Origin of the sequence: Trichococcus flocculiformis, from assembly GCF_900113645.1 — a bacterium.
Lineage (GTDB): Bacteria > Bacillota > Bacilli > Lactobacillales > Aerococcaceae > Trichococcus > Trichococcus flocculiformis.
Genome location: NZ_FOQC01000002.1, coordinates 86,307 through 108,058, shown reverse-complemented (window position 1 = coordinate 108,058; position 21,752 = coordinate 86,307). Strand labels below are relative to the sequence as shown.

Below are 21,752 nucleotides of genomic sequence, written 5' to 3'. Positions count from 1 at the left end.
GCTTAGCTTGTATATTGCTTTTTCGAGCACAAATCGGTATACTTTATACGATAGACGTTTAGAGTCTAGACAAATTATAAGCACTCAATATGAGGAGGAAATGATTTAAAATGGCAAAAGTAAAATTCGACCGTTCAAAACCCCATGTAAACGTTGGTACAATCGGACACGTTGACCATGGTAAAACAACATTAACAGCAGCTATCACAACAGTTTTAGCTAAAAAAGGGTTCGCTGAAGCATCTAACTATGCTGCAATCGACAACGCTCCAGAAGAAAGAGAACGTGGTATCACAATCAACACTTCTCACGTTGAATACCAAACTGAAACTCGTCACTACGCTCACGTAGACTGCCCAGGTCACGCGGATTATGTTAAAAACATGATCACTGGTGCTGCACAAATGGACGGCGCTATCTTAGTAGTTTCTGCTGCTGATGGCCCAATGCCACAAACTCGCGAGCACATCTTGTTGTCTCGTCAAGTTGGTGTTCCTTACATCGTAGTATTCTTGAACAAAGTCGACATGGTTGACGATGAAGAGTTATTGGAATTAGTTGAAATGGAAGTTCGTGACCTGTTAACAGAATACGATTTCCCTGGTGACGATGTTCCTGTAATCGCTGGTTCAGCTTTAAGAGCTTTGGAAGGCGACGAGTCTTACGAAGAAAAAATCTTAGAATTGATGGCAGCTGTTGACGAGTACATCCCAACTCCAACTCGTGACACTGACAAACCATTCATGATGCCTATCGAGGACGTATTCTCAATCACTGGACGTGGTACTGTTGCTACAGGCCGTGTTGAGCGTGGACAAGTCCGCGTTGGTGACGAAGTTGAAATCGTCGGTATTGCTGAAGAAACTAAGAAAACAGTTGTTACCGGTGTTGAAATGTTCCGTAAATTATTGGATTACGCTGAAGCTGGCGATAACGTAGGAGCTTTGTTGCGTGGTGTTACACGTGAGCAAATCCAACGTGGTCAAGTATTGGCTAAACCAGGTACAATCACTCCACATACAACTTTCTCTGCTGAAGTTTATGTACTTTCAAAAGAAGAAGGCGGACGTCACACTCCATTCTTCACAAACTACCGTCCACAATTCTACTTCCGTACAACTGACGTTACAGGCGTATGTAACTTACCAGAAGGCGTTGAAATGGTAATGCCTGGCGATAACGTTACTATGGAAGTTGAACTGATCCACCCAATCGCTATCGAAGAAGGAACTAAGTTCTCTATTCGTGAAGGCGGCCGTACTGTAGGCGCTGGCGTTGTAGCTTCAATCTCTAAATAATTTTATTTCAAAATAAAATTTAATGTGATTAAAAAAATCCCGAGAGCTTCTGCTCTTGGGATTTTTTTTGATTCAGACAAATGGATATTGACGTGAACCGGGACTGATACAAGACAAAAGAAGATCATCGGATGCGACTCCGGATGATCTTCTTTTATTTGGACTTATTCGGTTGGATATTCCAAAGCTTTCTTGCCCTCGTCGCCTGTGCTGACTCGGATGACATTTTCTACATTATAGATGAATATTTTCCCATCTCCGATGTTGCCTGTGTACAATGCTTTTCTGGCAGCAGCTACTACCTCGTGGACTGGCACGGTGCTGACGACAACTTCGACACGAATTTTCGGCAGCAGATCGGCTTCGGTCTCGACGCCTCGGTAATAAGTTGAATGGCCTTTTTGCATACCATAGCCGAATACGTCGAAAACTGTCATGCCAGTGATGCCGATGTTATTGAGGGCTTTTTTCAGACCTTCGAATTTGCTTTCGTTCGTGATGATTTCAATTTTGGTGATTTTATTATTCGCGCCACTGCTGGCTGTTGTAGTTCCAGATGCTTGGTACTCCACAACTACCGATTGATTCAAGTCTTCTGGATTCGAGTTTGCGAAAGCCAGTTCGGGACCGTTACCCGTGAAAGAGCGCTCCTGAAATTTTTGGAAGGCCGTTCTCAATTCGCCCAGTACGACAGATCCATCGGAATTCGAATGGTTCGGTTCACTTAATGCTACAGCGATGCTGCCGTAAGCAGTTTCTCCGTGTATGGCATAGTCCAATCCGATTTCTTCCTCTTGTGCAGAGACGCGCAGTTGCATGAATTGGCTGATCAGTTTTAATAAGAGATAAGATACAATACCGGCATATGTAACTACCGCAAGGATGCTGATTACTTCTGCAACCAAAAGTCTAATATTTCCGTCCAATAAGCCGCCTTCGATAGCAGGGTTGATTGAACTTGTTGCGAAGATTCCTGTCGCAATCCCGCCCCAGATTCCGCCGATACCGTGGCAACCGAATGCATCAAGCGCATCATCATAAGCAAATTTTTTCTTCAGAACGGTGACACCGTAGAAACAAACGATACCGCCGATCAATCCGATCATAAGGGAAGCGAACGGACTGACGAAACCTGCACCAGGAGTGATGGAAACGAGCCCTGCCACAATTCCGCTGACAAATCCGAGCGCTGTCGGCTTCTTGTGGATCAACCATTCGCAGAACATCCAACTTAGACCTGCAGCTGCTGCGGAAGTGTTCGTTGCGATGAAGGCATTCAAGGCGATGTCGTTGATTGCCAGTGCGCTTCCAGCGTTGAAACCGTACCAACCGAATAGAAGAAGACCGGCACCAATCATTGTCATCGGAATATTATGTGGCTTGATCGAGTCATGGTTGCTTCGTTTGCCGATGTAGATGGCTGCCACCAAAGCCGATACGCCTGAACTAATGTGTATGACACTGCCGCCTGCAAAATCAAGTGCATCCAATTCGCGGATCCAACCGCCATTTCCCCAGATCCAATGAGCGATAGGATCATAGACGAATGTCGTCCATAACAGGATGAACGCTAAGAAGGCTGGGAACTTCATGCGTTCCGCGATACTTCCAGATACCAAAGCCGGCGTGATGACAGCAAATGCCAATTGGAACATCAAGAATAGTTGGTGGGGAATCGTGGGTGCATAGTCGATCGGTGCAAAACTAACGTTGTTGAGTAGGGCGAAAGAACCATCACCGATCAACGGTCCGTAACCACCGAAAACAAATGAATAACCGAAGAGAATCCATTGGATAGATACTACGGCAATGGCTGCATAGCTATGCATCGTTGTGCTGAGGATATTTTTTTTCCGTACCATCCCTCCATAAAAAAGGGAAAGCGCTGGTGTCATTAATAAAACCAAGATTGTTGCAAGGAATACGAAAGTTGTGTCAGCGTAATTTATATTCTCCATTGATAATCTCCTTCCGCTGGCATCTGACGAGTGACCAGCTGCTTGTGATGTTGTTAACTGTACACGCTGAACAAAAGAAAATCATCTAAATGATGACGGGCATTGTGATATTAATTGACACGGGAAGGTACCGAAATGCTTTATGAAAAAGAATGTATCTCTGTTTCGCAATTGGTGTGCGGACTCTCATCGGATAAGGGCTGTAGCTGCATGAAAAAAGTAAAAAAGATGTAAGTGGCGAAAAAGCAAACTGACATGAACTGGCTGCTGCAACAAAATATTATTCTTGCATGAGCCTCCCGAAAAAATTGTGTTTCTTCTATATAAATATAAAGGGCTCTGATAATCCGAGAAAAGCAGTCCGCGATAAAAAAAGGCGCGGTAATAGTTGCGGCGCAGAAATTCAAATTGTTTGCTATCCCGATCGGTTTCTGTATAATAGTGAAAGGGCAAAAAAAGTATTCTGAGAGCAAGAGCAGAAGATTTTGAAAAAATCGGCACTAATTTTATTATTATTTTCAGAAAAGACTTGCTTTGCTTAATGCGATTATGTATAATATATTGGTACGGCATTCATGGTTATGAATAATGTATTGGTTATCGTACAATCGGGAACCGCAGCTAAGAGACGAGAGGTTGCGACACACCCGGTCGCTTTGTCACGGCGGGTGTGCCGGGGAATTTTCGTGGAGCTAGTCTTATGAATTACATCTGACGAAGGAGGGAACAACATGGCAAAACAAAAAATACGTATTCGTTTAAAAGCATATGAACACCGTGCTCTTGATCAATCAGCGGATAAAATCGTGGAAACAGCAAAAAGAACGGGAGCTACCGTTTCTGGTCCGATTCCATTGCCGACTGAAAGATCACTATACACAGTGATCCGTGCTACTCACAAGTACAAAGATTCTCGTGAGCAGTTCGAAATGCTTACACACAAACGTCTGATCGACATCATCAACCCAACAACAAAAACTGTTGACGCTTTGATGAAGCTTGATTTACCAAGCGGCGTAGACATCGAAATCAAATTATAATCAAACCTATCATATAAAAAACAAACGGAGGTGTTACCATGACCAAAGGAATCTTAGGCAAAAAAGTAGGAATGACTCAATTCTTTACTGCAAACGGTGAGTTAGTACCAGTTACAGTTATCGAAGCTACTCCAAACGTTGTTTTACAAGTTAAAACTAACGAAACAGACGGCTACGAAGCGGTACAACTAGGCTACCAAGAAATGCGTGAAGTATTGTCAAACAAACCTGCTAAGGGTCATGCAGCAAAAGCAAAAACTGCTCCTAAGCGCTTCATTCGTGAATTTAACAATGTTGAGCTAGGAGAATACGAAGTAGGAAAAGAAATCAAAGTTGATATCTTTGCAGCCGGCGACATTGTTGATGTTACTGGTACCACTAAAGGACATGGCTTCCAAGGCGTAATCAAACGTCACGGACAAAGCCGCGGACCAATGGCCCACGGATCTCGTTACCATCGTCGTCCGGGTTCAATGGGTGCTGCTTCATTCCCATCCCGCGTATTCAAAGGCAAAAAATTAGCAGGACGTATGGGTAACGATCGCGTTACTATCCAAAACCTTGAAGTCGTTATGGTTGACGTTGAGAAAAACGTAATCCTGATCAAAGGGAACGTACCTGGTTCTAAAAAATCATTAATCGAAATCAAAGTAGCCCGCAAAGCTGCAAACAAATAATATAAAAGAGAGGAGGAACGAGAAAAATGCCAAACGTAGCCTTATTTAAACAAGATGGAACACAAAACGGTGAAGTAACTTTGAATGATGAAATCTTTGGGATCGAGCCTAACGAAAACGTTGTATACGATGCAATCATCATGCAACGCGCTTCATTAAGACAAGGAACTCACGCAGTGAAAAACCGCAGCGCTGTCAGCGGTGGTGGTCGTAAACCATGGAAACAAAAAGGAACAGGCCGTGCACGTCAAGGTTCAATCCGTTCACCACAATGGGTTGGCGGCGGAGTTGTCTTTGGACCAACACCTCGTTCTTACAGCTATAAATTAAACAAGAAAGTTCGTCGCTTAGCTATCAAATCAGTTCTTTCAACGAAAGTTGCTGAAGGAGACTTGATCGTAGTTGAAACATTGAACTTCGATGCACCAAAAACAAAAGAATTTGCAAATGTGTTGAAAAACCTTAACGTTGATACGAAAGTATTGGTTGTTGTAGAAAACGACAACGATTTTGCAGCATTATCAGCACGTAACCTTCCTGGTGTAACAGTCGTTAACGAAACAGGAATCAACGTATTGGATGTTGTTTCAAACAACAAATTAGTCTTGACACAAGCTGCTCTTTCTAAGGTAGAGGAGGCTCTTATATAATGGAAGCAACAGACGTTATCAAACGCCCAATCATCACGGAAGCTTCTATGCTTGCAATGGATGAAAAGAAATATACCTTTGAAGTAGATGTACGTGCTAACAAAACATTGGTTAAACAATCTATCGAATCATTGTTCGGTGTAGATGTTAAAAACGTAAACATCATGAATGTTCGCGGCAAACTTAAACGTATGGGTAAATACAAAGGCTATACAAAAAAACGCCGTAAAGCAATCATCACTTTGACTGAAAATTCTAAAACAATCGAATTATTCGAAAATTAATCTTTTGAAATAATCAAATAGGAGGGGAAAAAACGTGGCGATTAAGAAATACAAACCTACCACAAACGGCCGTCGTAATATGACTGGTTCTGATTTCGCAGAGATCACAAAAACAACACCTGAAAAATCTTTGATCGAACCAATCAAAAGAAAAGCCGGTCGTAACAACCAAGGTAAAATTACCGTTCGTCATCAAGCTGGTGGACACAAACGTGCTTACCGTGTGATCGACTTCAAACGTAATAAAGATGGAGTTATTGGTATCGTCAAAGCTGTCGAGTACGATCCAAACCGCACCGCAAACATCGCATTGATCCAATATGTTGATGGAATCAAAACTTACATTATTGCCCCTAAAGGCATCGAAGTAGGCCAACAAATCGAATCTGGAGTAGGATCTGATATCAAAATCGGAAACGCAATGCCATTGGCAAACATCCCAGTCGGTACTGTTATCCACAACATCGAAACAAAACCAGGCAAAGGCGGTCAATTGATCCGTTCAGCCGGTACAAGTGCTCAAGTACTTGGACAAGAAGGTAAATATACATTAGTTCGTTTGAACTCAAGCGAAGTACGTTTAATCCTTTCAACTTGCCGTGCAACAATCGGTTCAGTAGGTAACGAACAACACGAATTGATCAACATCGGTAAAGCAGGACGTAACCGTTGGTTGGGTAAACGCCCTACAGTCCGCGGTTCTGTAATGAACCCGAACGATCACCCACACGGTGGTGGTGAAGGTAAATCTCCAGTCGGACGCAAAGCGCCAGTTACTCCTTGGGGTAAACCAGCTCTTGGTTACAAAACTCGTAGCAAGAAAGCTAAATCTAGCAAGCTGATCGTTCGCGGACGCAAAAAATAATTATCACAACAATAATTGACTGAAGCAACACATAATCGAAAGGAGGCTTCACCATGGGTCGTAGTTTGAAAAAAGGACCTTTTGTCGATGAACATTTAATTAAGAAAGTTGAAGCTGCTCTAGCTAGCGAAAAGAAACAAGTAATCAAAACTTGGTCTCGCCGCTCTACAATTTTCCCACAATTCATCGGTCAAACGATTGCAGTTTATGATGGAAGAAAACACGTTCCAGTTTACATTCAAGAAGACATGGTAGGACACAAATTAGGAGAATTCGCTCCAACAAGAACATACCGTGGCCATGCCGCAGACGACAAGAAAACAGGTCGCCGTTAATTACGAGGGGAGGAAATAACATGCCAGAACAAATCACAGCTGCAAAAGCATCTGCACAAACTGTTCGCATTGCCGCTCGTAAGGTTCGTTTAGTAGTGGATCTTATCAGAGGCAAGAGCATCGGAGAAGCAATCTCCATTCTGAAATTCACACCGCGTGGCGCTTCGCCCGTTGTAGAAAAAGTGTTGATGTCAGCAATTGCCAATGCAGAACATAATTATGATTTAGATATCGAAAACTTGGTAGTAAGCGAGGCTTATGTTAACGAAGGACCAACGATGAAACGTTTCCGTCCACGTGCAAAAGGTTCAGCTTCACCAATCTTGAAACGTACTAGCCACATCACAATCGTGGTATCAGAAAAGAAGGAGGGATAATCTGTGGGTCAAAAAATTCATCCATTAGGATTGCGTGTCGGCATCATCCGTGATTGGGATGCTAAATGGTACGCTGAAAAAGATTTCGCAGCTTTCTTACATGAAGATTTACGTATCCGTAAATATATCGAAAAGAACTTAAGCGAAGCTTCTGTTTCTAAAATCGAAATCGAACGTGGCGCTAACCGCGTAAACGTTTCTATTCATACTGCCAAACCTGGTATGGTAATCGGTAAAGGCGGTTCTGAAGTTGAAAAAACTCGTAAAGAGTTAAATGAACTGACTGGTAAAAAAGTACACATCAACATCGTGGAAATCAAAAGACCAGATTTGGACGCTAAATTGGTTGCTGAAGGTATCGCTAAACAGTTGGAAAACCGTGTAGCTTTCCGTCGTGCTCAAAAACAAGCTATCCAACGTACAATGAGATCTGGCGCTAAAGGGATCAAAACTATGGTTTCTGGTCGTTTGAATGGTGCAGATATCGCTCGTGCTGAAACTCATTCTGAAGGAACTGTTCCATTGCATACATTGCGTGCGGACATTGACTACGCTTGGGAAGAAGCAGATACAACTTATGGTAAATTAGGTGTTAAAGTTTGGATTTACCGTGGTGAAGTTTTACCAGCAAAAAAAACAACTGAGAAAGGAGGGAAATAACCAATGTTAGTACCTAAACGTGTAAAACACCGTCGTGAGTTCCGTGGAAAAATGCGCGGAGAAGCTAAAGGCGGAAAAGAAGTAGTATTCGGTGAATATGGTTTGCAAGCTGTTGACTCTCATTGGATCACAAACCGTCAAATCGAAGCAGCTCGTATCGCTATGACTCGTTACATGAAACGTGGTGGGAAAGTTTGGATCAAAATATTCCCTCACAAATCATATACATCCAAAGCTATCGGAGTCCGTATGGGTTCTGGTAAAGGGGCTCCTGAAGGTTGGGTATCTCCAGTTAAACGCGGCAAAATCATGTTCGAAGTAGCAGGTGTTCCTGAAGAAGTGGCACGCGAAGCTCTACGTCTTGCATCTCACAAATTGCCAGTTAAAACAAAAATTGTAAAACGTAAAGAAATTGGTGGTGAATCGAATGAAGGCTAATGAACTTAAAGAGTTATCCACTGCTGAAATGATTGAAAAAGAAAAACAATTCAAAGATGAATTATTCAATCTACGATTCCAACTTGCAACCGGCCAGTTAGAAAATACTGCCCGCTTGAAAGAAGTACGCAAATCAATTGCACGTATTAAAACTGTATTGCGACAACAAGAATTGCAAAAATAGTAGATCAGCAAAGGAGGTCACAACGAAATGACTGAACAACGTAACCAACGTAAAGTCTACCAAGGTGTTGTTGTTTCCGATAAAATGGATAAAACAATCGTTGTAGAAGTATCTACAACAAAAACACATCCAACTTACGGCAAACGCGTTAAGTACTCTAAAAAGTACAAAGCACATGATGAAAACAACCAAGCAAAAATGGGAGATGTAGTTAGAATTATGGAGACTCGTCCTCTATCTGCTACTAAAAACTTCCGTTTACTGGAAGTTGTTGAAGAATCAGTAATCATCTAATCAGACAAATAAATATTTTTATATCCGGAAGGAGGATACTGACGTGATACAAACAGAATCCCGCTTAAGAGTTGCCGACAATTCAGGCGCTAAAGAAGTGTTAACTATCAAAGTTTTAGGTGGTTCAAACCGCAAATTCGCAGGAATTGGTGATACAATCGTCTGCACAGTAAAACAAGCTACACCCGGTGGTGTTGTCAAAAAAGGTGATGTAGTTAAAGCTGTTATCGTTCGTACGAAACACGGCGCACACCGTAAAGATGGTTCTTACATCAAATTTGACGAAAATGCTTGTGTAATCATTCGTGACGACAAGAGCCCTCGTGGAACACGTATCTTTGGACCAGTTGCACGTGAATTGCGTGACAACAACTACATGAAGATCGTTTCCCTAGCTCCAGAAGTATTGTAATCAACTGTCATAAATGAAGGAGGTGCAACAAAGCATGCACGTAAAAACTGGTGATAAAGTTAAAGTCATTACTGGAAAAGATAAAGGTAAAGAAGGAGTCATCCTTAAAACTTTCCCTAAAAAAGATCGTGTTATTGTCGAAGGCATTAATATTGTCAAGAAACATCGCAAAGCTTCCCAAACAAACCCAACAGGTGGAATTCTTGAAGAAGCAGCACCTATCCATGTTTCTAACATTATGTTAATTGATGCTAAAACTGGCGAACCTACTCGCGTAGGATCTAAAGTCGTAGATGGCAAAAAAGTCCGCGTTTCCAAAAAAACCGGCGAAATCATTGATTAATTATTAGAGGAAGGAGGATATTCTAAATGAACCGTTTAAAAGAAAGATATACAAAAGAAATCGTTCCATCATTGATGGAAAAATTTGAATACACTTCAATCATGCAAGCACCAAAAATTGACAAAATTGTCATCAACATGGGTGTGGGTGATGCTGTTTCAAATACAAAAAACTTGGATAAAGCAGTTGAAGAATTAACTTTGATCTCTGGTCAAAAACCAGTCATCACGTTAGCTAAAAAATCAATCGCAGCATTCCGTTTACGTGAAGGTATGCCTATCGGCACCAAAGTTACTCTTCGTGGCGAAAGAATGTACGACTTCTTGGATAAACTAGTAACAGTTTCATTACCACGTGTACGTGACTTCCGTGGGATCAGCAAAAAATCTTTTGATGGTCGTGGAAACTATACTTTAGGTATCAAAGAACAATTGATTTTCCCAGAAGTTGACTATGATAGAGTCGACAAAGTGCGTGGTATGGATATCGTTATCGTAACTACAGCTAACACTGACGAAGAATCAAGAGAATTATTGACTCAACTTGGAATGCCATTCCAAAAATAAGCTAAGGAGGCGAATAATAATTGGCTAAAAAATCCATGATTGCTAAAAACAAGCGTCCCGCAAAACATTCTACTCAAGCTTACTCTCGTTGTGAACGCTGCGGACGTCCACATTCAGTTTATCGCAAATTCAAACTTTGCCGTATTTGCTTCCGTGAACTTGCCTATAAAGGACAAATTCCCGGCGTGAAAAAGGCTAGCTGGTAATTTAACCATACTCGCAAAAGGAGGTATAATGTAAATGGTCATGACAGATCCAATCGCAGATTTCTTAACTCGTATTCGTAATGCCAACATGGTACGTCACGAATCTTTAGAAGTGCCTGCATCAAAGACAAAATTAGAGATCGCTAACATTCTTAAGGCTGAAGGTTTCATCAAAAACTTTGATTACACTTCAGACGACAAACAAGGTGTTATCCGTGTATTCTTAAAATATGGTCCAAACAACGAACGCGTCATCACTGGTTTGAAACGTATTTCAAAACCAGGTTTGCGTGTATACGCTAAAACTGGCGACATCCCTAAAGTATTGAATGGTTTAGGAATCGCAATCGTGTCTACTTCTGAAGGTGTTATCACCGACAAAGAAGCAAGAGCGAAAAACATCGGCGGCGAAGTATTAGCTTATATTTGGTAATTTAAAAAAATAAGAGAAAATAAGGAGGTGCAGCCCTGTGAGTCGTATTGGTAATAAAGCAATCGAAATCCCAGCTGGCGTAACCGTTACTCAACAAGGTAACACTGTTACGGTTAAAGGCCCTAAAGGCGAATTAACTAGCACATTTAATGAAATGATCGGTATCAATATCGAAGGAAACACTGTTACTTTCACTCGTCCTAACGAAGAGAAATTCACTAAATCCATTCACGGTACTACACGCGCGTTGTTGAACAACATGGTTGTAGGTGTATCTGAAGGATTTGCGAAAGAATTGGACTTAGTAGGGGTTGGGTACCGTGCTCAATTGCAAGGTAAAAAACTTGTATTGAACGTAGGATATTCTCATCCAGTGGAATTCACACCTGAAGACGGTATTGAAGTGGAAGTACCAACTAACACTAAAATCATCGTTAAAGGTTACGATAAAGCTAAAGTAGGCGCTTTGGCAGCCAACATCCGCGGCGTACGCCCACCAGAGCCTTACAAAGGCAAAGGGATCAAATACGTTAACGAAATTATCCGTCGTAAAGAAGGTAAGACAGGTAAATAATAGTCCGCTATTATTACTTGCTTCCTGAACGACCCAACAAAATTAAATTAAAGAGGTGACAATTGTGATTACTAAACCAGATAAAAACAAAGTGCGCCAAGCTAGACACGCACGCGTAAGAAGAAAAATCTCTGGTACTGCAGAGTGCCCACGCTTGAACGTTTTTCGTTCCAACAAAAACATCTACGCTCAATTAATTGATGACGTAGCGGGTGTGACGCTAGCAAGTGCCTCTACAAAAGAATCAGAAATCGCAAGCGGTACTAAAACTGAAGCTGCTGCTGCAGTTGGAAAACTAATTGCTGAACGTTCTGTTGCTAAAGGTATCAAAAAAGTAGTCTTTGACCGTGGTGGCTATCTGTACCATGGTCGTGTGCAGGCTTTGGCTGAAGCTGCCCGCGAAAATGGACTAGATTTCTAGGAAAAGGAGGATAACCACACATGGTTTATGTTGACCCAGCTCATATTGAATTAGAAGATCGCGTTGTTGCAATCAATCGTGTAACAAAAGTTGTTAAAGGTGGACGTCGTCTGCGCTTTGCTGCTTTAGTTGTTGTAGGAGACAGAAACGGACATGTAGGATTCGGTACTGGTAAAGCAGCCGAGGTTCCAGAAGCTATTCGTAAAGCTATCGAATCTGCTAAAAAGAGCCTTATTGAAGTTCCAATGTCTGAATCAACAATCCCACACCAAGTTATCGGAACTTTCTGTGGCGGTAACGTAATGTTGAAACCTGCTAAATCCGGTTCCGGAGTATCCGCAGGCGGACCAGTCCGTGCCGTTGTTGAATTAGCTGGTATCGCTGATATCACAAGCAAGTCCCTTGGTTCTAACACACCTATCAATATGGTACGTGCTACAATCGATGGCTTGAAACAATTGAAAAATGCTGAAGATGTTGCGAAATTACGCGGCAAATCAGTTGAAGAATTACTAGGATAAGGAGGACTACATCATGGCAGAAGTAAAGATCACTTTAACACGCAGCTTGATCGGACGTCCTCAAAACCAAAAAGATACTTGCAAGGCTTTGGGATTGTCCAAAATCGGCAAAACTGTTGTGAAACCAGCTAACCCAGCTATCTTGGGCATGATTAACACAGTAAGCCACTTAGTAACATCAGAAGAAGTTAAATAATAAATATCAGATTGAAGGAGGTGCCAAGTTACTATGAAACTTCATGAATTAAAACCTGCTGAAGGCTCACGTAAAGAACGTAACCGTGTCGGTCGCGGATCTTCATCCGGTAATGGTAAAACATCCGGTCGTGGACATAAAGGCCAAAAAGCCCGTTCAGGCGGCGGTGTGAGACTTGGATTCGAGGGTGGACAAACTCCATTGTTCCGTCGTCTTCCAAAACGTGGATTCACGAATATCAACCGTAAGGAATATGCTGTCATCAACTTAGAAATCTTAAACCGTTTCGAAGATGGTACAGAAGTTACTCCAGCTTTATTAGTTGAAACTGGTATTGTCAAAGATGAAAAATCAGGCATCAAAGTTTTAGGCAACGGAAGCGTTGAGAAAAAACTGACAGTTAAAGCTAATAAATTCTCCGAAGCAGCACAAAAAGCTATCGAAGCTGCAGGTGGGACTGTTGAGGTGATCTAATGTTTGCTCTTCTGAAAAATGCATTTCAGGCGAAAGACATTAGAAATAGAATCTTTTTTACTCTAGGTATGCTGATTGTGTTCCGTCTCGGAACACATATTACTGTACCGGGTGTTGATGCGGGTGCCATCGCAAACTTGGCATCGACGGGCTTGTTCAGTCTGTTGGACACATTCGGAGGTGGAGCACTGAGTCAGTATTCCATTTTCGCTATGGGTGTCTCGCCATACATCACTTCTTCTATTGTTGTTCAATTGTTACAAATGGATATTGTTCCCAAATTCGTGGAATGGTCTAAACAGGGTGAAGTAGGTAGAAGAAAATTAAATCAAGTAACAAGATATTTGACAGTCATTTTAGCATTTGTACAATCTGTCGGTCTATCGATCGGTTTCAACCAACTCTCAGCATTTGGGCTGGTAAATGATCCGGGGACGACAACTTATATGATCATCGCGTTAGTGATGACGGCAGGTTCGATGCTTGTTGTTTTTATCGGAGAATCGATTTCAATGCATGGGATCGGAAACGGAACCTCATTGATCATTTTCTCTGGTATCATCGCAAGAATCCCTTCAGATCTTTACACTTACTATAATGATCGTTTTGTGGATGCAGGATCCGATTTGATGAACAATATTTTGTTCTCGGTCGCGCTATTGATAGCAATATTATTGGTGGTCATACTCGTTGTGTACGTTCAACAAGCTGAACGTAAAATCCCCATTCAATATTCCAAGCGTGCTTCCGGTTCGAATCAATCCGCGCATTTGCCTTTGAAAATCAATTCAGCTGGAGTCATTCCAGTAATCTTTGCCAGTTCTTTCATGATGACACCGCAGACGATCCTTGGATTTTTCGCGGCAAGTCAAAGTGAAGCCAGCTGGTATCAAATTTTGTCAACCATCTTTAATTACCGTGAACCCATCGGTGCAACAATCTATACGGTATTGATCGTTGTCTTCACTTACTTCTATGCCTTCATTCAGATTAACCCTGAAAAAATGGCAGAGAACTTGCAAAAGCAAGGCGGCTATATTCCAAGTGTACGCCCGGGTAAAGGGACAGAAGATTACATTTCCGGTATGATTATGCGATTAAGTACGGTCGGCGCGCTATTTCTTGGACTGATTGCGCTATTGCCGATCATTGCCTCAGGTTTGTGGGATTTGCCGAACTCGCTCGCCCTTGGCGGTACAAGTCTTCTGATTGTAGTTGGTACTGCATTGGAAACGGCAAGACAAATTGAAGGTCGAATGGTTAAACGTAATTACCAAGGATTTATTCAATAGTAAGTTTGTGAGGGGGAAAGTGATTTCCTCGTCACATATGCTTACATCTTTAGGAGGCAGTAAAATGATGAACCTAATTATTATGGGTCTTCCCGGTGCTGGAAAAGGAACACAGGCTGAAAAGATCATCGCGAAATACAATATTCCGCATATCTCTACAGGGGACATGTTCCGAGCTGCTATGAAAAATGAGACAGCCTTGGGCCTGGAAGCAAAATCATATATGGATAAAGGCGAACTTGTTCCAGATGAAGTTACAAACGGAATCGTTAAAGAGAGATTAGCAGAATCTGATACTGAAAAAGGCTTTTTGTTGGATGGTTTTCCAAGAACCCTCGTACAAGCAAAAGCACTTGAAGCTATCATGAATGAACTCGACAAAAAAATCGATGCTGTTATTAACATTGATGTGAACCCTGAGGTTTTGATGCAACGTCTAACGGGTAGAATCATTTGCCGCTCTTGCGGAGCGACTTACCACAAAACAAACAATCCTCCTAAAATAGAAGGAACGTGCGATCGTTGTGGCGGACACGAATTCTATCAACGCGAAGATGATAAACCTGAAACCGTAGAAAATCGCATTCAGATTAATCTTGAACAGTCTCAACCAATCATTGCATTTTACAGCGAAAAAGGATTGTTGCACAATGTGGATGGCGAAATCGGCATCGACAAGTTGTTTACTGAAATCCAAAAGATTATAGAATAGTTGCAAATGTCATTTGAAGTTAATCGTAAATTTCTTTTCAATAGATACTTGCTATGGTATAATCTAGCAGTTAGAGTAAAAATTGCCAAGACATGAGATTAATCAGCTCAACAGAATGTTAGGAGGTTAGCAGGCGTGGCGAAAGACGATGTCATTGAGATCGAAGGAGTTGTCGTTGAAACTTTGCCCAATGCAATGTTTAAAGTCGAACTTGAAAATGGTCACATAGTATTAGCTCACGTATCTGGTAAAATTAGAATGCATTACATCCGCATTTTGCCAGGCGATAAAGTTACGGTAGAATTATCTCCGTACGATCTTACTCGTGGACGCATTACTTACCGCTTTAAATAATTGCACTCCATCACTAAATAGGAGGGAATTTAAATGAAAGTTAGAGCATCAGTAAAACCCATTTGCGAAAAATGCAAAGTCATTCGCCGCAATGGTCGTGTTATGGTGATTTGCGAAAATCCCAAACACAAACAACGCCAAGGATAATAACAAGGAGGTGCCTATAAATGGCTCGTATCGCAGGAGTAGATGTTCCGCGTGACAAACGTGTAGTTATTTCATTAACTTATATTTTTGGTATCGGATTAAACACAGCTCAAAAAGTTTTAGCAGCAGCTGAGGTTTCAGAAGATACTCGTGTTCGTGATTTAACGAATGATGAATTAGACCGTATCCGTATTGAAGTGGATAAATTAAAGGTTGAAGGTGATCTTCGTCGTGAAGTAAACCTAAATATTAAACGATTGATCGAAATCGGATCTTACAGAGGAATGCGTCACCGTCGTGGTTTGCCTGTTCGCGGACAAAACACAAAGAACAATGCACGTACTCGTAAAGGCCCAGCTAAATCAATCGCTGGTAAGAAAAAATAATAATTAAGTGAAGGAGGTCAAAACTTCATGGCTAAAAAAGTAGCTCGCAAACGCCGCGTAAAAAAGAATGTTGAAGCTGGTGTAGCACATATCCGCTCAACTTTTAATAATACTATTGTTATGATTACAGATGTTCATGGAAATGCTATTTCATGGTCGTCAGCAGGTTCATTAGGATTCAGAGGTTCTCGTAAATCTACTCCTTATGCTGCACAAATGGCTGCAGAAGCAGCAGCTAAAGTTTCTATGGAACATGGCATGAAAACAGTCGAAGTAGCTGTTAAAGGTCCTGGTTCTGGACGTGAAGCTGCCATTCGTTCATTACAAGCTGCAGGATTGGAAGTTACCGCAATTCGCGATGTAACGCCCGTTCCTCATAATGGATGCCGTCCACCAAAACGTCGTCGTGTTTAATTGAGAATTGTACTGTTATGTAACGAAACGCAATGGACTCACTAACATGAACTTCACGTTTTGAAAGGGGTAAATTGATAAATGATCGAAATTGAAAAACCAAGAATTGAAACGATTGAGATCAGCGAAGATGCCAAATTCGGTAAATTCGTTGTAGAACCACTAGAACGCGGTTATGGAACAACACTTGGGAACTCATTACGTCGAATTCTATTATCTTCACTTCCTGGTACAGCTGTAACAACTATCCAAATCGATGGTGTTCTACATGAATTTTCAACGATTGATGGTGTTGTCGAGGATGTTACCCAAATCATTCTGAACATCAAAAAATTAGCTTTGAAATTGTATACGGACGAAGACAAGACAATCGAGATTGACGTAAAAGGTCCAGCAGTCGTGACTGCAGCGGATATTACCCATGACAGCGATGTGGAAATCTTAAACCCTGATTTATATATATGTACAGTTTCAGAGGGAGCACATTTTCATGTTCGTTTGGATGTAAAAAATGGCCGTGGCTATGTTCGTTCCGAATATAACAAAACGGAAGATATGCCGATCGGTGTTTTGCCAGTCGACTCCATTTATACTCCAATCAGCAAGGTGAATTATCAGGTTGAAAATACTCGCATCGGACAAAAAAATATTTACGATAAATTAACGTTGGATGTCTGGACAGATGGTTCCATCAGCCCAGAAGAAGCAGTCAGCTTGGCTGCCAAAATTTTAACGGAACATTTGAATATTTTTGTTAATCTGACCGATGAAGCCCGCAAGGCCGAGATAATGGTTGAAAAAGAAGAAACACATAAAGAGAAAATGCTGGAAATGACTATCGAAGAATTGGATTTATCCGTACGTTCTTATAACTGTTTGAAACGCGCAGGCATCAATACAGTTCAAGAATTGACAGACAAGTCTGAAGCAGAGATGATCAAAGTACGTAATCTGGGACGCAAATCACTTGAAGAAGTGAAGAACAAGCTGAATGATCTTAATCTAGGCTTGCGTCAAGAGGACTAGTACTGCACAAAGGAGGAAAACCTAGGATGGCTTACCGTAAATTAGGACGCACAAGCGCTCAAAGAAAAGCAATGCTTCGTGATTTGACTACTGATTTAATCATCAACGAACGCATCGTTACAACTGAAGCACGTGCTAAAGAAATTCGTTCAACTACTGAAAAAATGATTACTTTAGGCAAACGTGGAGATTTAGCTGCTCGTCGTTTGGCTGCAGCATACGTTCGTAACGAAGTAGCAGATGTTCGTGAAGAAGATGATAAAATCGTTGTTCAATCAGCGTTACAAAAATTATTCTCTGATATCGCACCTCGCTATGCAGAACGTCAAGGCGGATACACTCGTATCTTGAAGACTGAACCTCGCCGTGGCGATGCAGCACAAATGGTTATCATTGAATTAGTATAATTCAATCGCATAAAGATGAAACGTTCACTTTTAGATGAAATAGAGTGTTATGATGATGGGTCTGCTTATTGCCTCCCTAGTCTAGCTCAAGGTTCTTCCGAAGATCGCATGATTTTCGGAAGGGCATTTTTTCATCAAAAAAAGTGCCTTTTTTTATCAAAAGAAACTAGAAAATGCCAATATATTTTCTAGTTTCTTTTGATATATAAATAAAAGCGTTTTATTTCCTTGCTGTGTCAAGACAGTGGATGAAAAATACGGGAGAGTAGTTTATACTTACTAAAGTAGACATTTCCTTGCCGTATTTTTCATCTTTTTTTATACCCGCTTGTCTGCGGGCGGATGATCGGATACGGCCTTATAGATTCAATAAAAGAGAAAGTAGGACTGCAATCATGAATGAAATTATCGAGTTGCGCAATGTGACTTTTTCCTATTCAGAGGAAGATGCAAGACCGGCGTTGAACAACGTTTCGTTGACAATCCAGCAAGGTGAATGGATTGCCATCATCGGGCCTAATGGTTCAGGCAAGTCAACTTTGGCCAAAACGATCAATGGCCTGATAGAAGCGAACTCCGGAGAAGTCATCATCGAAGGAGTAGCTCTGAATGCAGAGACGGTTTGGGATGTCCGTAAGAAAATCGGAATGGTATTCCAGAATCCGGACAATCAGTTTGTCGGTTCAACAGTGCAGGACGACGTTGCTTTCGGCTTGGAGAATGTCGGCATTCCCCGTGAGGAAATGGTCAAGCGGGTAGCCGATGCGGTTGCGGCTGTCAATATGGCCAACTTCTTGGACAAGGAACCGGCAAGACTTTCGGGCGGGCAGAAGCAACGGGTGGCGATTGCTGGAATCGTGGCTTTGTCTCCTGATATCATCATCCTCGATGAGGCAACGACCATGCTGGATCCGGAAGGCCGTCATGAAGTCATCGAGACCATCCAGGAAATAAAAGAAAAAGAAAATCTGACGGTGATCTCGATCACCCATGACATTGATGAGGCTGCAAAAGCGAATCGCATCTTTGTGATGGAGGCTGGGCAATTGACACGGATCGGCTCGCCGGAAGAAATATTCAGTTTGGGCAAGGAAATCATCGATATCGGTTTGGATATACCGTTCCCAGAAAAACTGAAATACCAATTGAAGAGACAGGGACTGGAAGTTCCTGAAAACTATTTGACTGAGGAAGGGATGGTGAACTGGTTATGGACATTACTTTCGAAAAAGTAGGCTACTCGTATTCAGCCGGAACGCCTTTCGAAAGCCGGGCTCTTTATGATGTGAACCTGAATATCCCGGACGGCAGTTATACGGCATTGATCGGGCATACCGGCAGCGGAAAATCAACAGTCACGCAGCATCTGAATGCTTTATTGAAACCCACTGAAGGCAGTGTGAAGATAGGGGACCGCATCATAACGAACAAATCGAACAACAAAAATCTGAAGGACCTCCGGAAAAAGGTAGGGATTGTGTTCCAGTTTCCGGAGTCGCAACTGTTCGAGGAGACGATCGCTAAGGATATCGCCTTCGGACCGATGAACTTCGGCGTCAGTGAAGAGGATGCAATGGCGATTGTGAAGCGCGTATTGCCTTTGGTTGGCTTGGATGAATCCTTCATGGATCGTTCCCCATTCGACCTCTCAGGGGGTCAAATGAGACGCGTAGCGATAGCCGGCGTATTGGCCATGGAACCGGAAGTGCTGGTTCTGGATGAACCAACGGCAGGATTGGATCCTGCGGGCAGACGGGAAATCATGAATATGTTCAATCAACTCCATATCGACAAAGGTCTGACGATTGTATTGGTCACGCATCAGATGAATGATGTCGCGACTTATGCGGATCATGTTGTCATTCTCGAAAAAGGGACAGTCGTCAAAATGGGACAGCCCGATGAGATTTTCCAGGATGCCCAATGGCTGCAAGAAAAGCAGTTGGGCTTACCGGATGGGCTAGCATTTCTGGATAGGTTGAGTAAACGGACCGGAGTAGACTTCGGCGACGAAAGACCGCTTCGTACCGAACAGCTGGCGGCTGTGTTGATCGCTAAAATCAACGAAAATAAAGGCTCCAAAAATGCCGCTAAGGAAGAGGGTGGCAATCATGTTGGATAAATTACTGTTCGGGCGCTATATCCAAGGCAGCTCGTTGGTCCATAGACTGGATCCGCGCGCAAAGCTGATCGGGGCTTTCTATTTCATCATCGTCATCTTCCTGGCCAACAACTGGCAGACTTATTTGATCATGACGTTGTTCACTTTCTTGTGCGTTATTCTGTCTGATATTAAACTGTCAGTCTTTCTGAACGGCGTGAAACCGCTGATTTGGTTGATCTTGTTCACGGTATTGCTGCAGATCCTCTTCACAAGGGGAGGGGAAACGTACTTAGTGCTGGGACCGATCAGCATCACCTCATTCGGGGTCATCAATGGTGCCTTCATCTTCATGCGTTTCGTTCTCATCATCTTCATTTCGACGCTACTGACGCTCACGACGATGCCGTTGTCGTTGACCGATGCGATTGAAAAGCTGTTGGGACCATTGAAACGATTCAAAGTTCCTGTCCATGAAATTGCGCTGATGCTTTCCATCGCGTTGCGTTTCGTGCCGACGCTGATGGATGAGGCTTCAAAGATCATGAATGCACAACGGGCCCGCGGTGTCGAATTCGGCGAAGGCAATATCGTCAAGCAGATGAAGGCCGTCACACCGATTTTGGTGCCGCTCTTCGTCAGCTCCTTCAACCGGGCTGATGAATTGGCAAATGCCATGGAGGCACGTGGCTATCAAGGCGGAGAAGGCCGGACGAAGTACCGCATCCTTGATTGGCAGAAGCGCGATACGTTGAGTATGCTGGCGTTTGTCGCATTGACAGGGTTGTTATTGTTCTTCCGCTCATGAGCGCATATGGGCTGATTAAGCCGCCAGAGAACGAGTCTGGGGACCGGGTAGCAATTCCGGTCCCTTTTAAAATGGAAAAACTACCACATACATCAGCAAAATAAGAAAGGGGCATACGCCAACCATGACTGCACAACGGTACAAATGCATCGTGCAATATGACGGAACAAGTTATGTGGGCTATCAGGTCCAACCTAACGGCAACAGTGTCCAGACGGAAATCGAAAAGGCGTTGAAAAAAATGTCGAACGGGCAGATCATTCCGATCCAAGCTTCCGGAAGGACCGATTCGGGCGTCCATGCGCTTGGACAGGTTATCCATTTCGATTACCCGGCTGCGATTAAGCCGGATCATCTGCTGCGGGCGCTGAACAGCCTGCTGCCCGATGACATTTTAATCAAATCGGTGGAACACGCTGCAGAGGATTTCCATTCGCGCTACCACGCGCTAGGGAAAAAATATATTTACCGGGTCGATCTTGATCGCTTCCCGAATCCCTTCAAACGACTCTACACGACGCACCATCCTTACCGCTTTAATATGGAGAATTTGGAGCAGGCCATCAAAAAACTGGAAGGCGAACACGACTTCACCAGTTTTTGCTCGACAAAGACGGATAAAACCGATCTGGTCCGCACCGTCTATGAAGCCAGCGTCAGGAAAGACGAAGTGAATAACGAGCTGGTCTTCACTTTCAGGGGTAACGGCTTTCTCTATAATATGATCAGAATTTTCGTGGGGACACTTTTGCAGATCGCAGACGGCCTGAAAAAGGTCGAGGAAATCGACCGCCTTTTGGAAGTGAAAGACCGCCGCAAAGCCGGACCGACAGCCCCGTCGCAGGGATTGTATCTCGTGGAAGTCTACTATGATGAAGAAAAATTAAGGAACGGTTAGG

Annotated in this window: 35 protein-coding genes; 34 read left to right on the top strand and 1 reads right to left on the bottom strand. The window is 42.7% G+C overall.

The window, feature by feature from the left end:
* Positions 1 to 110: 110 nt before the first annotated feature.
* A complete protein-coding gene (gene tuf / locus BMZ71_RS01520) occupies positions 111 to 1,298 on the top strand; it encodes an elongation factor Tu (RefSeq protein WP_086987889.1) in 1,188 nt (395 codons plus the stop codon).
* 164 nt (positions 1,299 to 1,462) lie between these two features.
* Here tuf and BMZ71_RS01515 read toward each other — a convergent pair whose 3' ends face one another.
* Positions 1,463 to 3,256, bottom strand: coding sequence for an ammonium transporter (locus tag BMZ71_RS01515; RefSeq protein ID WP_086987890.1), 1,794 nt, complete (start codon positions 3,254 to 3,256; stop codon positions 1,463 to 1,465).
* Positions 3,257 to 3,987: 731 nt separating this feature from the next.
* Here BMZ71_RS01515 and rpsJ point away from each other — a divergent pair.
* From rpsJ to truA, 33 genes are all read left to right on the top strand, one after another.
* A complete protein-coding gene (rpsJ, locus tag BMZ71_RS01510) occupies positions 3,988 to 4,296 on the top strand; it encodes a 30S ribosomal protein S10 (RefSeq protein WP_068558995.1) in 309 nt (102 codons plus the stop codon).
* A gap of 38 nt (positions 4,297 to 4,334) precedes the next feature.
* Entirely contained in the window at positions 4,335 to 4,973 is a 639-nt protein-coding gene (rplC, locus tag BMZ71_RS01505; RefSeq protein WP_068558993.1) for a 50S ribosomal protein L3, read from the top strand.
* Between the two features lie 26 nt (positions 4,974 to 4,999).
* Positions 5,000 to 5,623, top strand: a complete 624-nt coding sequence (gene rplD, locus BMZ71_RS01500; protein ID WP_086987891.1) for a 50S ribosomal protein L4 — start codon at positions 5,000 to 5,002, stop codon at positions 5,621 to 5,623.
* Positions 5,623 to 5,907, top strand: a complete 285-nt coding sequence (rplW, locus tag BMZ71_RS01495; protein WP_068558989.1) for a 50S ribosomal protein L23 — start codon at positions 5,623 to 5,625, stop codon at positions 5,905 to 5,907. Before rplD ends, rplW begins: the two co-directional genes overlap by 1 nt.
* 34 nt (positions 5,908 to 5,941) lie before the next feature.
* Positions 5,942 to 6,772, top strand: coding sequence for a 50S ribosomal protein L2 (gene rplB, locus BMZ71_RS01490; protein ID WP_086987892.1), 831 nt, complete (start codon positions 5,942 to 5,944; stop codon positions 6,770 to 6,772).
* Positions 6,773 to 6,825: 53 nt separating this feature from the next.
* A complete protein-coding gene (gene rpsS / locus BMZ71_RS01485; RefSeq protein ID WP_068558985.1) occupies positions 6,826 to 7,107 on the top strand; it encodes a 30S ribosomal protein S19 in 282 nt (93 codons plus the stop codon).
* 20 nt (positions 7,108 to 7,127) lie between these two features.
* Entirely contained in the window at positions 7,128 to 7,484 is a 357-nt protein-coding gene (gene rplV / locus BMZ71_RS01480) for a 50S ribosomal protein L22 (RefSeq protein ID WP_068558983.1), read from the top strand.
* A gap of 3 nt (positions 7,485 to 7,487) precedes the next feature.
* Positions 7,488 to 8,144 (top strand): 30S ribosomal protein S3, encoded by a 657-nt coding sequence (gene rpsC, locus BMZ71_RS01475; protein ID WP_068558982.1) that lies wholly within the window; start codon positions 7,488 to 7,490, stop codon positions 8,142 to 8,144.
* A 3-nt stretch (positions 8,145 to 8,147) separates the two neighbouring features.
* Positions 8,148 to 8,582, top strand: coding sequence for a 50S ribosomal protein L16 (gene rplP / locus BMZ71_RS01470; protein WP_068558979.1), 435 nt, complete (start codon positions 8,148 to 8,150; stop codon positions 8,580 to 8,582).
* Positions 8,572 to 8,766 carry a 50S ribosomal protein L29 gene (gene rpmC / locus BMZ71_RS01465; protein ID WP_068558977.1) on the top strand — a complete coding sequence of 65 codons (195 nt, stop codon included), beginning with the start codon at positions 8,572 to 8,574 and terminating at the stop codon, positions 8,764 to 8,766. The genes rplP and rpmC overlap by 11 nt, the downstream gene beginning before the upstream one ends.
* A gap of 27 nt (positions 8,767 to 8,793) precedes the next feature.
* Positions 8,794 to 9,060 (top strand): 30S ribosomal protein S17, encoded by a 267-nt coding sequence (gene rpsQ / locus BMZ71_RS01460; protein ID WP_068558975.1) that lies wholly within the window; start codon positions 8,794 to 8,796, stop codon positions 9,058 to 9,060.
* Positions 9,061 to 9,103: 43 nt separating this feature from the next.
* Positions 9,104 to 9,472, top strand: a complete 369-nt coding sequence (gene rplN / locus BMZ71_RS01455) for a 50S ribosomal protein L14 (protein ID WP_068558973.1) — start codon at positions 9,104 to 9,106, stop codon at positions 9,470 to 9,472.
* A gap of 34 nt (positions 9,473 to 9,506) precedes the next feature.
* Positions 9,507 to 9,815 carry a 50S ribosomal protein L24 gene (gene rplX / locus BMZ71_RS01450; RefSeq protein ID WP_068558971.1) on the top strand — a complete coding sequence of 103 codons (309 nt, stop codon included), beginning with the start codon at positions 9,507 to 9,509 and terminating at the stop codon, positions 9,813 to 9,815.
* A 26-nt stretch (positions 9,816 to 9,841) separates the two neighbouring features.
* A complete protein-coding gene (gene rplE / locus BMZ71_RS01445; RefSeq protein ID WP_068558969.1) occupies positions 9,842 to 10,381 on the top strand; it encodes a 50S ribosomal protein L5 in 540 nt (179 codons plus the stop codon).
* 20 nt (positions 10,382 to 10,401) lie between these two features.
* Positions 10,402 to 10,587 (top strand): type Z 30S ribosomal protein S14, encoded by a 186-nt coding sequence (locus tag BMZ71_RS01440; protein ID WP_072763659.1) that lies wholly within the window; start codon positions 10,402 to 10,404, stop codon positions 10,585 to 10,587.
* Positions 10,588 to 10,621: 34 nt separating this feature from the next.
* On the top strand, positions 10,622 to 11,020 hold the full coding sequence (gene rpsH, locus BMZ71_RS01435) for a 30S ribosomal protein S8 (protein WP_086626913.1): 399 nt from the start codon (positions 10,622 to 10,624) through the stop codon (positions 11,018 to 11,020).
* 37 nt (positions 11,021 to 11,057) lie between these two features.
* Complete coding sequence (gene rplF / locus BMZ71_RS01430; protein ID WP_086942213.1) at positions 11,058 to 11,594, top strand: 50S ribosomal protein L6; 537 nt, start codon at positions 11,058 to 11,060, stop codon at positions 11,592 to 11,594.
* Between the two features lie 64 nt (positions 11,595 to 11,658).
* Positions 11,659 to 12,015, top strand: coding sequence for a 50S ribosomal protein L18 (gene rplR, locus BMZ71_RS01425; protein ID WP_072763662.1), 357 nt, complete (start codon positions 11,659 to 11,661; stop codon positions 12,013 to 12,015).
* A gap of 20 nt (positions 12,016 to 12,035) precedes the next feature.
* Complete coding sequence (gene rpsE, locus BMZ71_RS01420; RefSeq protein WP_068558962.1) at positions 12,036 to 12,536, top strand: 30S ribosomal protein S5; 501 nt, start codon at positions 12,036 to 12,038, stop codon at positions 12,534 to 12,536.
* Positions 12,537 to 12,549: 13 nt separating this feature from the next.
* Positions 12,550 to 12,732 (top strand): 50S ribosomal protein L30, encoded by a 183-nt coding sequence (rpmD, locus tag BMZ71_RS01415; protein ID WP_068558960.1) that lies wholly within the window; start codon positions 12,550 to 12,552, stop codon positions 12,730 to 12,732.
* Between the two features lie 33 nt (positions 12,733 to 12,765).
* Positions 12,766 to 13,206: a 50S ribosomal protein L15 gene (gene rplO, locus BMZ71_RS01410; RefSeq protein WP_068558958.1), complete on the top strand. Its 441-nt coding sequence runs from the start codon at positions 12,766 to 12,768 to the stop codon at positions 13,204 to 13,206.
* Positions 13,206 to 14,498 carry a preprotein translocase subunit SecY gene (gene secY, locus BMZ71_RS01405; RefSeq protein WP_086987893.1) on the top strand — a complete coding sequence of 431 codons (1,293 nt, stop codon included), beginning with the start codon at positions 13,206 to 13,208 and terminating at the stop codon, positions 14,496 to 14,498. The genes rplO and secY overlap by 1 nt, the downstream gene beginning before the upstream one ends.
* Before the next feature lie 67 nt (positions 14,499 to 14,565).
* Positions 14,566 to 15,210 carry an adenylate kinase gene (locus tag BMZ71_RS01400; protein WP_086987965.1) on the top strand — a complete coding sequence of 215 codons (645 nt, stop codon included), beginning with the start codon at positions 14,566 to 14,568 and terminating at the stop codon, positions 15,208 to 15,210.
* Positions 15,211 to 15,345: 135 nt separating this feature from the next.
* Entirely contained in the window at positions 15,346 to 15,564 is a 219-nt protein-coding gene (gene infA, locus BMZ71_RS01395) for a translation initiation factor IF-1 (RefSeq protein WP_068558953.1), read from the top strand.
* Positions 15,565 to 15,597: 33 nt separating this feature from the next.
* Complete coding sequence (rpmJ, locus tag BMZ71_RS01390) at positions 15,598 to 15,711, top strand: 50S ribosomal protein L36 (RefSeq protein ID WP_062470716.1); 114 nt, start codon at positions 15,598 to 15,600, stop codon at positions 15,709 to 15,711.
* A 20-nt stretch (positions 15,712 to 15,731) separates the two neighbouring features.
* Complete coding sequence (gene rpsM, locus BMZ71_RS01385; protein ID WP_068558950.1) at positions 15,732 to 16,097, top strand: 30S ribosomal protein S13; 366 nt, start codon at positions 15,732 to 15,734, stop codon at positions 16,095 to 16,097.
* Between the two features lie 27 nt (positions 16,098 to 16,124).
* Positions 16,125 to 16,511, top strand: a complete 387-nt coding sequence (rpsK, locus tag BMZ71_RS01380) for a 30S ribosomal protein S11 (RefSeq protein WP_068558948.1) — start codon at positions 16,125 to 16,127, stop codon at positions 16,509 to 16,511.
* A gap of 81 nt (positions 16,512 to 16,592) precedes the next feature.
* Positions 16,593 to 17,537, top strand: coding sequence for a DNA-directed RNA polymerase subunit alpha (locus BMZ71_RS01375; protein ID WP_086987894.1), 945 nt, complete (start codon positions 16,593 to 16,595; stop codon positions 17,535 to 17,537).
* 26 nt (positions 17,538 to 17,563) lie between these two features.
* Positions 17,564 to 17,944, top strand: coding sequence for a 50S ribosomal protein L17 (gene rplQ, locus BMZ71_RS01370; protein ID WP_068558943.1), 381 nt, complete (start codon positions 17,564 to 17,566; stop codon positions 17,942 to 17,944).
* 395 nt (positions 17,945 to 18,339) lie between these two features.
* The gene (locus tag BMZ71_RS01365; RefSeq protein ID WP_086987895.1) at positions 18,340 to 19,179 is read left to right on the top strand and encodes an energy-coupling factor ABC transporter ATP-binding protein; all 840 of its coding nucleotides are present in this window, start codon (positions 18,340 to 18,342) and stop codon (positions 19,177 to 19,179) included.
* Positions 19,155 to 20,066, top strand: a complete 912-nt coding sequence (locus BMZ71_RS01360) for an energy-coupling factor ABC transporter ATP-binding protein (protein WP_086987896.1) — start codon at positions 19,155 to 19,157, stop codon at positions 20,064 to 20,066. Before BMZ71_RS01365 ends, BMZ71_RS01360 begins: the two co-directional genes overlap by 25 nt.
* On the top strand, positions 20,056 to 20,853 hold the full coding sequence (locus BMZ71_RS01355) for an energy-coupling factor transporter transmembrane component T family protein (protein WP_086987897.1): 798 nt from the start codon (positions 20,056 to 20,058) through the stop codon (positions 20,851 to 20,853). Before BMZ71_RS01360 ends, BMZ71_RS01355 begins: the two co-directional genes overlap by 11 nt.
* A 124-nt stretch (positions 20,854 to 20,977) precedes the next feature.
* Positions 20,978 to 21,751, top strand: a complete 774-nt coding sequence (gene truA / locus BMZ71_RS01350; protein WP_086987898.1) for a tRNA pseudouridine(38-40) synthase TruA — start codon at positions 20,978 to 20,980, stop codon at positions 21,749 to 21,751.
* The last annotated feature ends 1 nt before the right edge of the window (position 21,752 follow it).

Coding starts and splice junctions, on each gene's coding strand:
- rplE (WP_068558969.1), top strand. CDS start 9,842: ATGAACCGTTTAAAAGAAAGATATACAAAAGAAATCGTTCCATCATTG.
- rplQ (WP_068558943.1), top strand. CDS start 17,564: ATGGCTTACCGTAAATTAGGACGCACAAGCGCTCAAAGAAAAGCAATG.
- BMZ71_RS01375 (WP_086987894.1), top strand. CDS start 16,593: ATGATCGAAATTGAAAAACCAAGAATTGAAACGATTGAGATCAGCGAA.
- truA (WP_086987898.1), top strand. CDS start 20,978: ATGACTGCACAACGGTACAAATGCATCGTGCAATATGACGGAACAAGT.
- BMZ71_RS01515 (WP_086987890.1), bottom strand. CDS start 3,256: ATGGAGAATATAAATTACGCTGACACAACTTTCGTATTCCTTGCAACA.
- rpsJ (WP_068558995.1), top strand. CDS start 3,988: ATGGCAAAACAAAAAATACGTATTCGTTTAAAAGCATATGAACACCGT.
- rpsS (WP_068558985.1), top strand. CDS start 6,826: ATGGGTCGTAGTTTGAAAAAAGGACCTTTTGTCGATGAACATTTAATT.
- rpsH (WP_086626913.1), top strand. CDS start 10,622: ATGGTCATGACAGATCCAATCGCAGATTTCTTAACTCGTATTCGTAAT.
- rplO (WP_068558958.1), top strand. CDS start 12,766: ATGAAACTTCATGAATTAAAACCTGCTGAAGGCTCACGTAAAGAACGT.
- BMZ71_RS01365 (WP_086987895.1), top strand. CDS start 18,340: ATGAATGAAATTATCGAGTTGCGCAATGTGACTTTTTCCTATTCAGAG.
- rpmC (WP_068558977.1), top strand. CDS start 8,572: ATGAAGGCTAATGAACTTAAAGAGTTATCCACTGCTGAAATGATTGAA.
- tuf (WP_086987889.1), top strand. CDS start 111: ATGGCAAAAGTAAAATTCGACCGTTCAAAACCCCATGTAAACGTTGGT.
- BMZ71_RS01355 (WP_086987897.1), top strand. CDS start 20,056: ATGTTGGATAAATTACTGTTCGGGCGCTATATCCAAGGCAGCTCGTTG.
- rplP (WP_068558979.1), top strand. CDS start 8,148: ATGTTAGTACCTAAACGTGTAAAACACCGTCGTGAGTTCCGTGGAAAA.
- rplW (WP_068558989.1), top strand. CDS start 5,623: ATGGAAGCAACAGACGTTATCAAACGCCCAATCATCACGGAAGCTTCT.
- rplD (WP_086987891.1), top strand. CDS start 5,000: ATGCCAAACGTAGCCTTATTTAAACAAGATGGAACACAAAACGGTGAA.
- rpsQ (WP_068558975.1), top strand. CDS start 8,794: ATGACTGAACAACGTAACCAACGTAAAGTCTACCAAGGTGTTGTTGTT.
- rpmJ (WP_062470716.1), top strand. CDS start 15,598: ATGAAAGTTAGAGCATCAGTAAAACCCATTTGCGAAAAATGCAAAGTC.
- rplV (WP_068558983.1), top strand. CDS start 7,128: ATGCCAGAACAAATCACAGCTGCAAAAGCATCTGCACAAACTGTTCGC.
- rplX (WP_068558971.1), top strand. CDS start 9,507: ATGCACGTAAAAACTGGTGATAAAGTTAAAGTCATTACTGGAAAAGAT.
- rpsE (WP_068558962.1), top strand. CDS start 12,036: ATGGTTTATGTTGACCCAGCTCATATTGAATTAGAAGATCGCGTTGTT.
- rplC (WP_068558993.1), top strand. CDS start 4,335: ATGACCAAAGGAATCTTAGGCAAAAAAGTAGGAATGACTCAATTCTTT.
- BMZ71_RS01400 (WP_086987965.1), top strand. CDS start 14,566: ATGAACCTAATTATTATGGGTCTTCCCGGTGCTGGAAAAGGAACACAG.
- rpsM (WP_068558950.1), top strand. CDS start 15,732: ATGGCTCGTATCGCAGGAGTAGATGTTCCGCGTGACAAACGTGTAGTT.
- secY (WP_086987893.1), top strand. CDS start 13,206: ATGTTTGCTCTTCTGAAAAATGCATTTCAGGCGAAAGACATTAGAAAT.
- rpmD (WP_068558960.1), top strand. CDS start 12,550: ATGGCAGAAGTAAAGATCACTTTAACACGCAGCTTGATCGGACGTCCT.
- BMZ71_RS01360 (WP_086987896.1), top strand. CDS start 19,155: ATGGACATTACTTTCGAAAAAGTAGGCTACTCGTATTCAGCCGGAACG.
- rpsK (WP_068558948.1), top strand. CDS start 16,125: ATGGCTAAAAAAGTAGCTCGCAAACGCCGCGTAAAAAAGAATGTTGAA.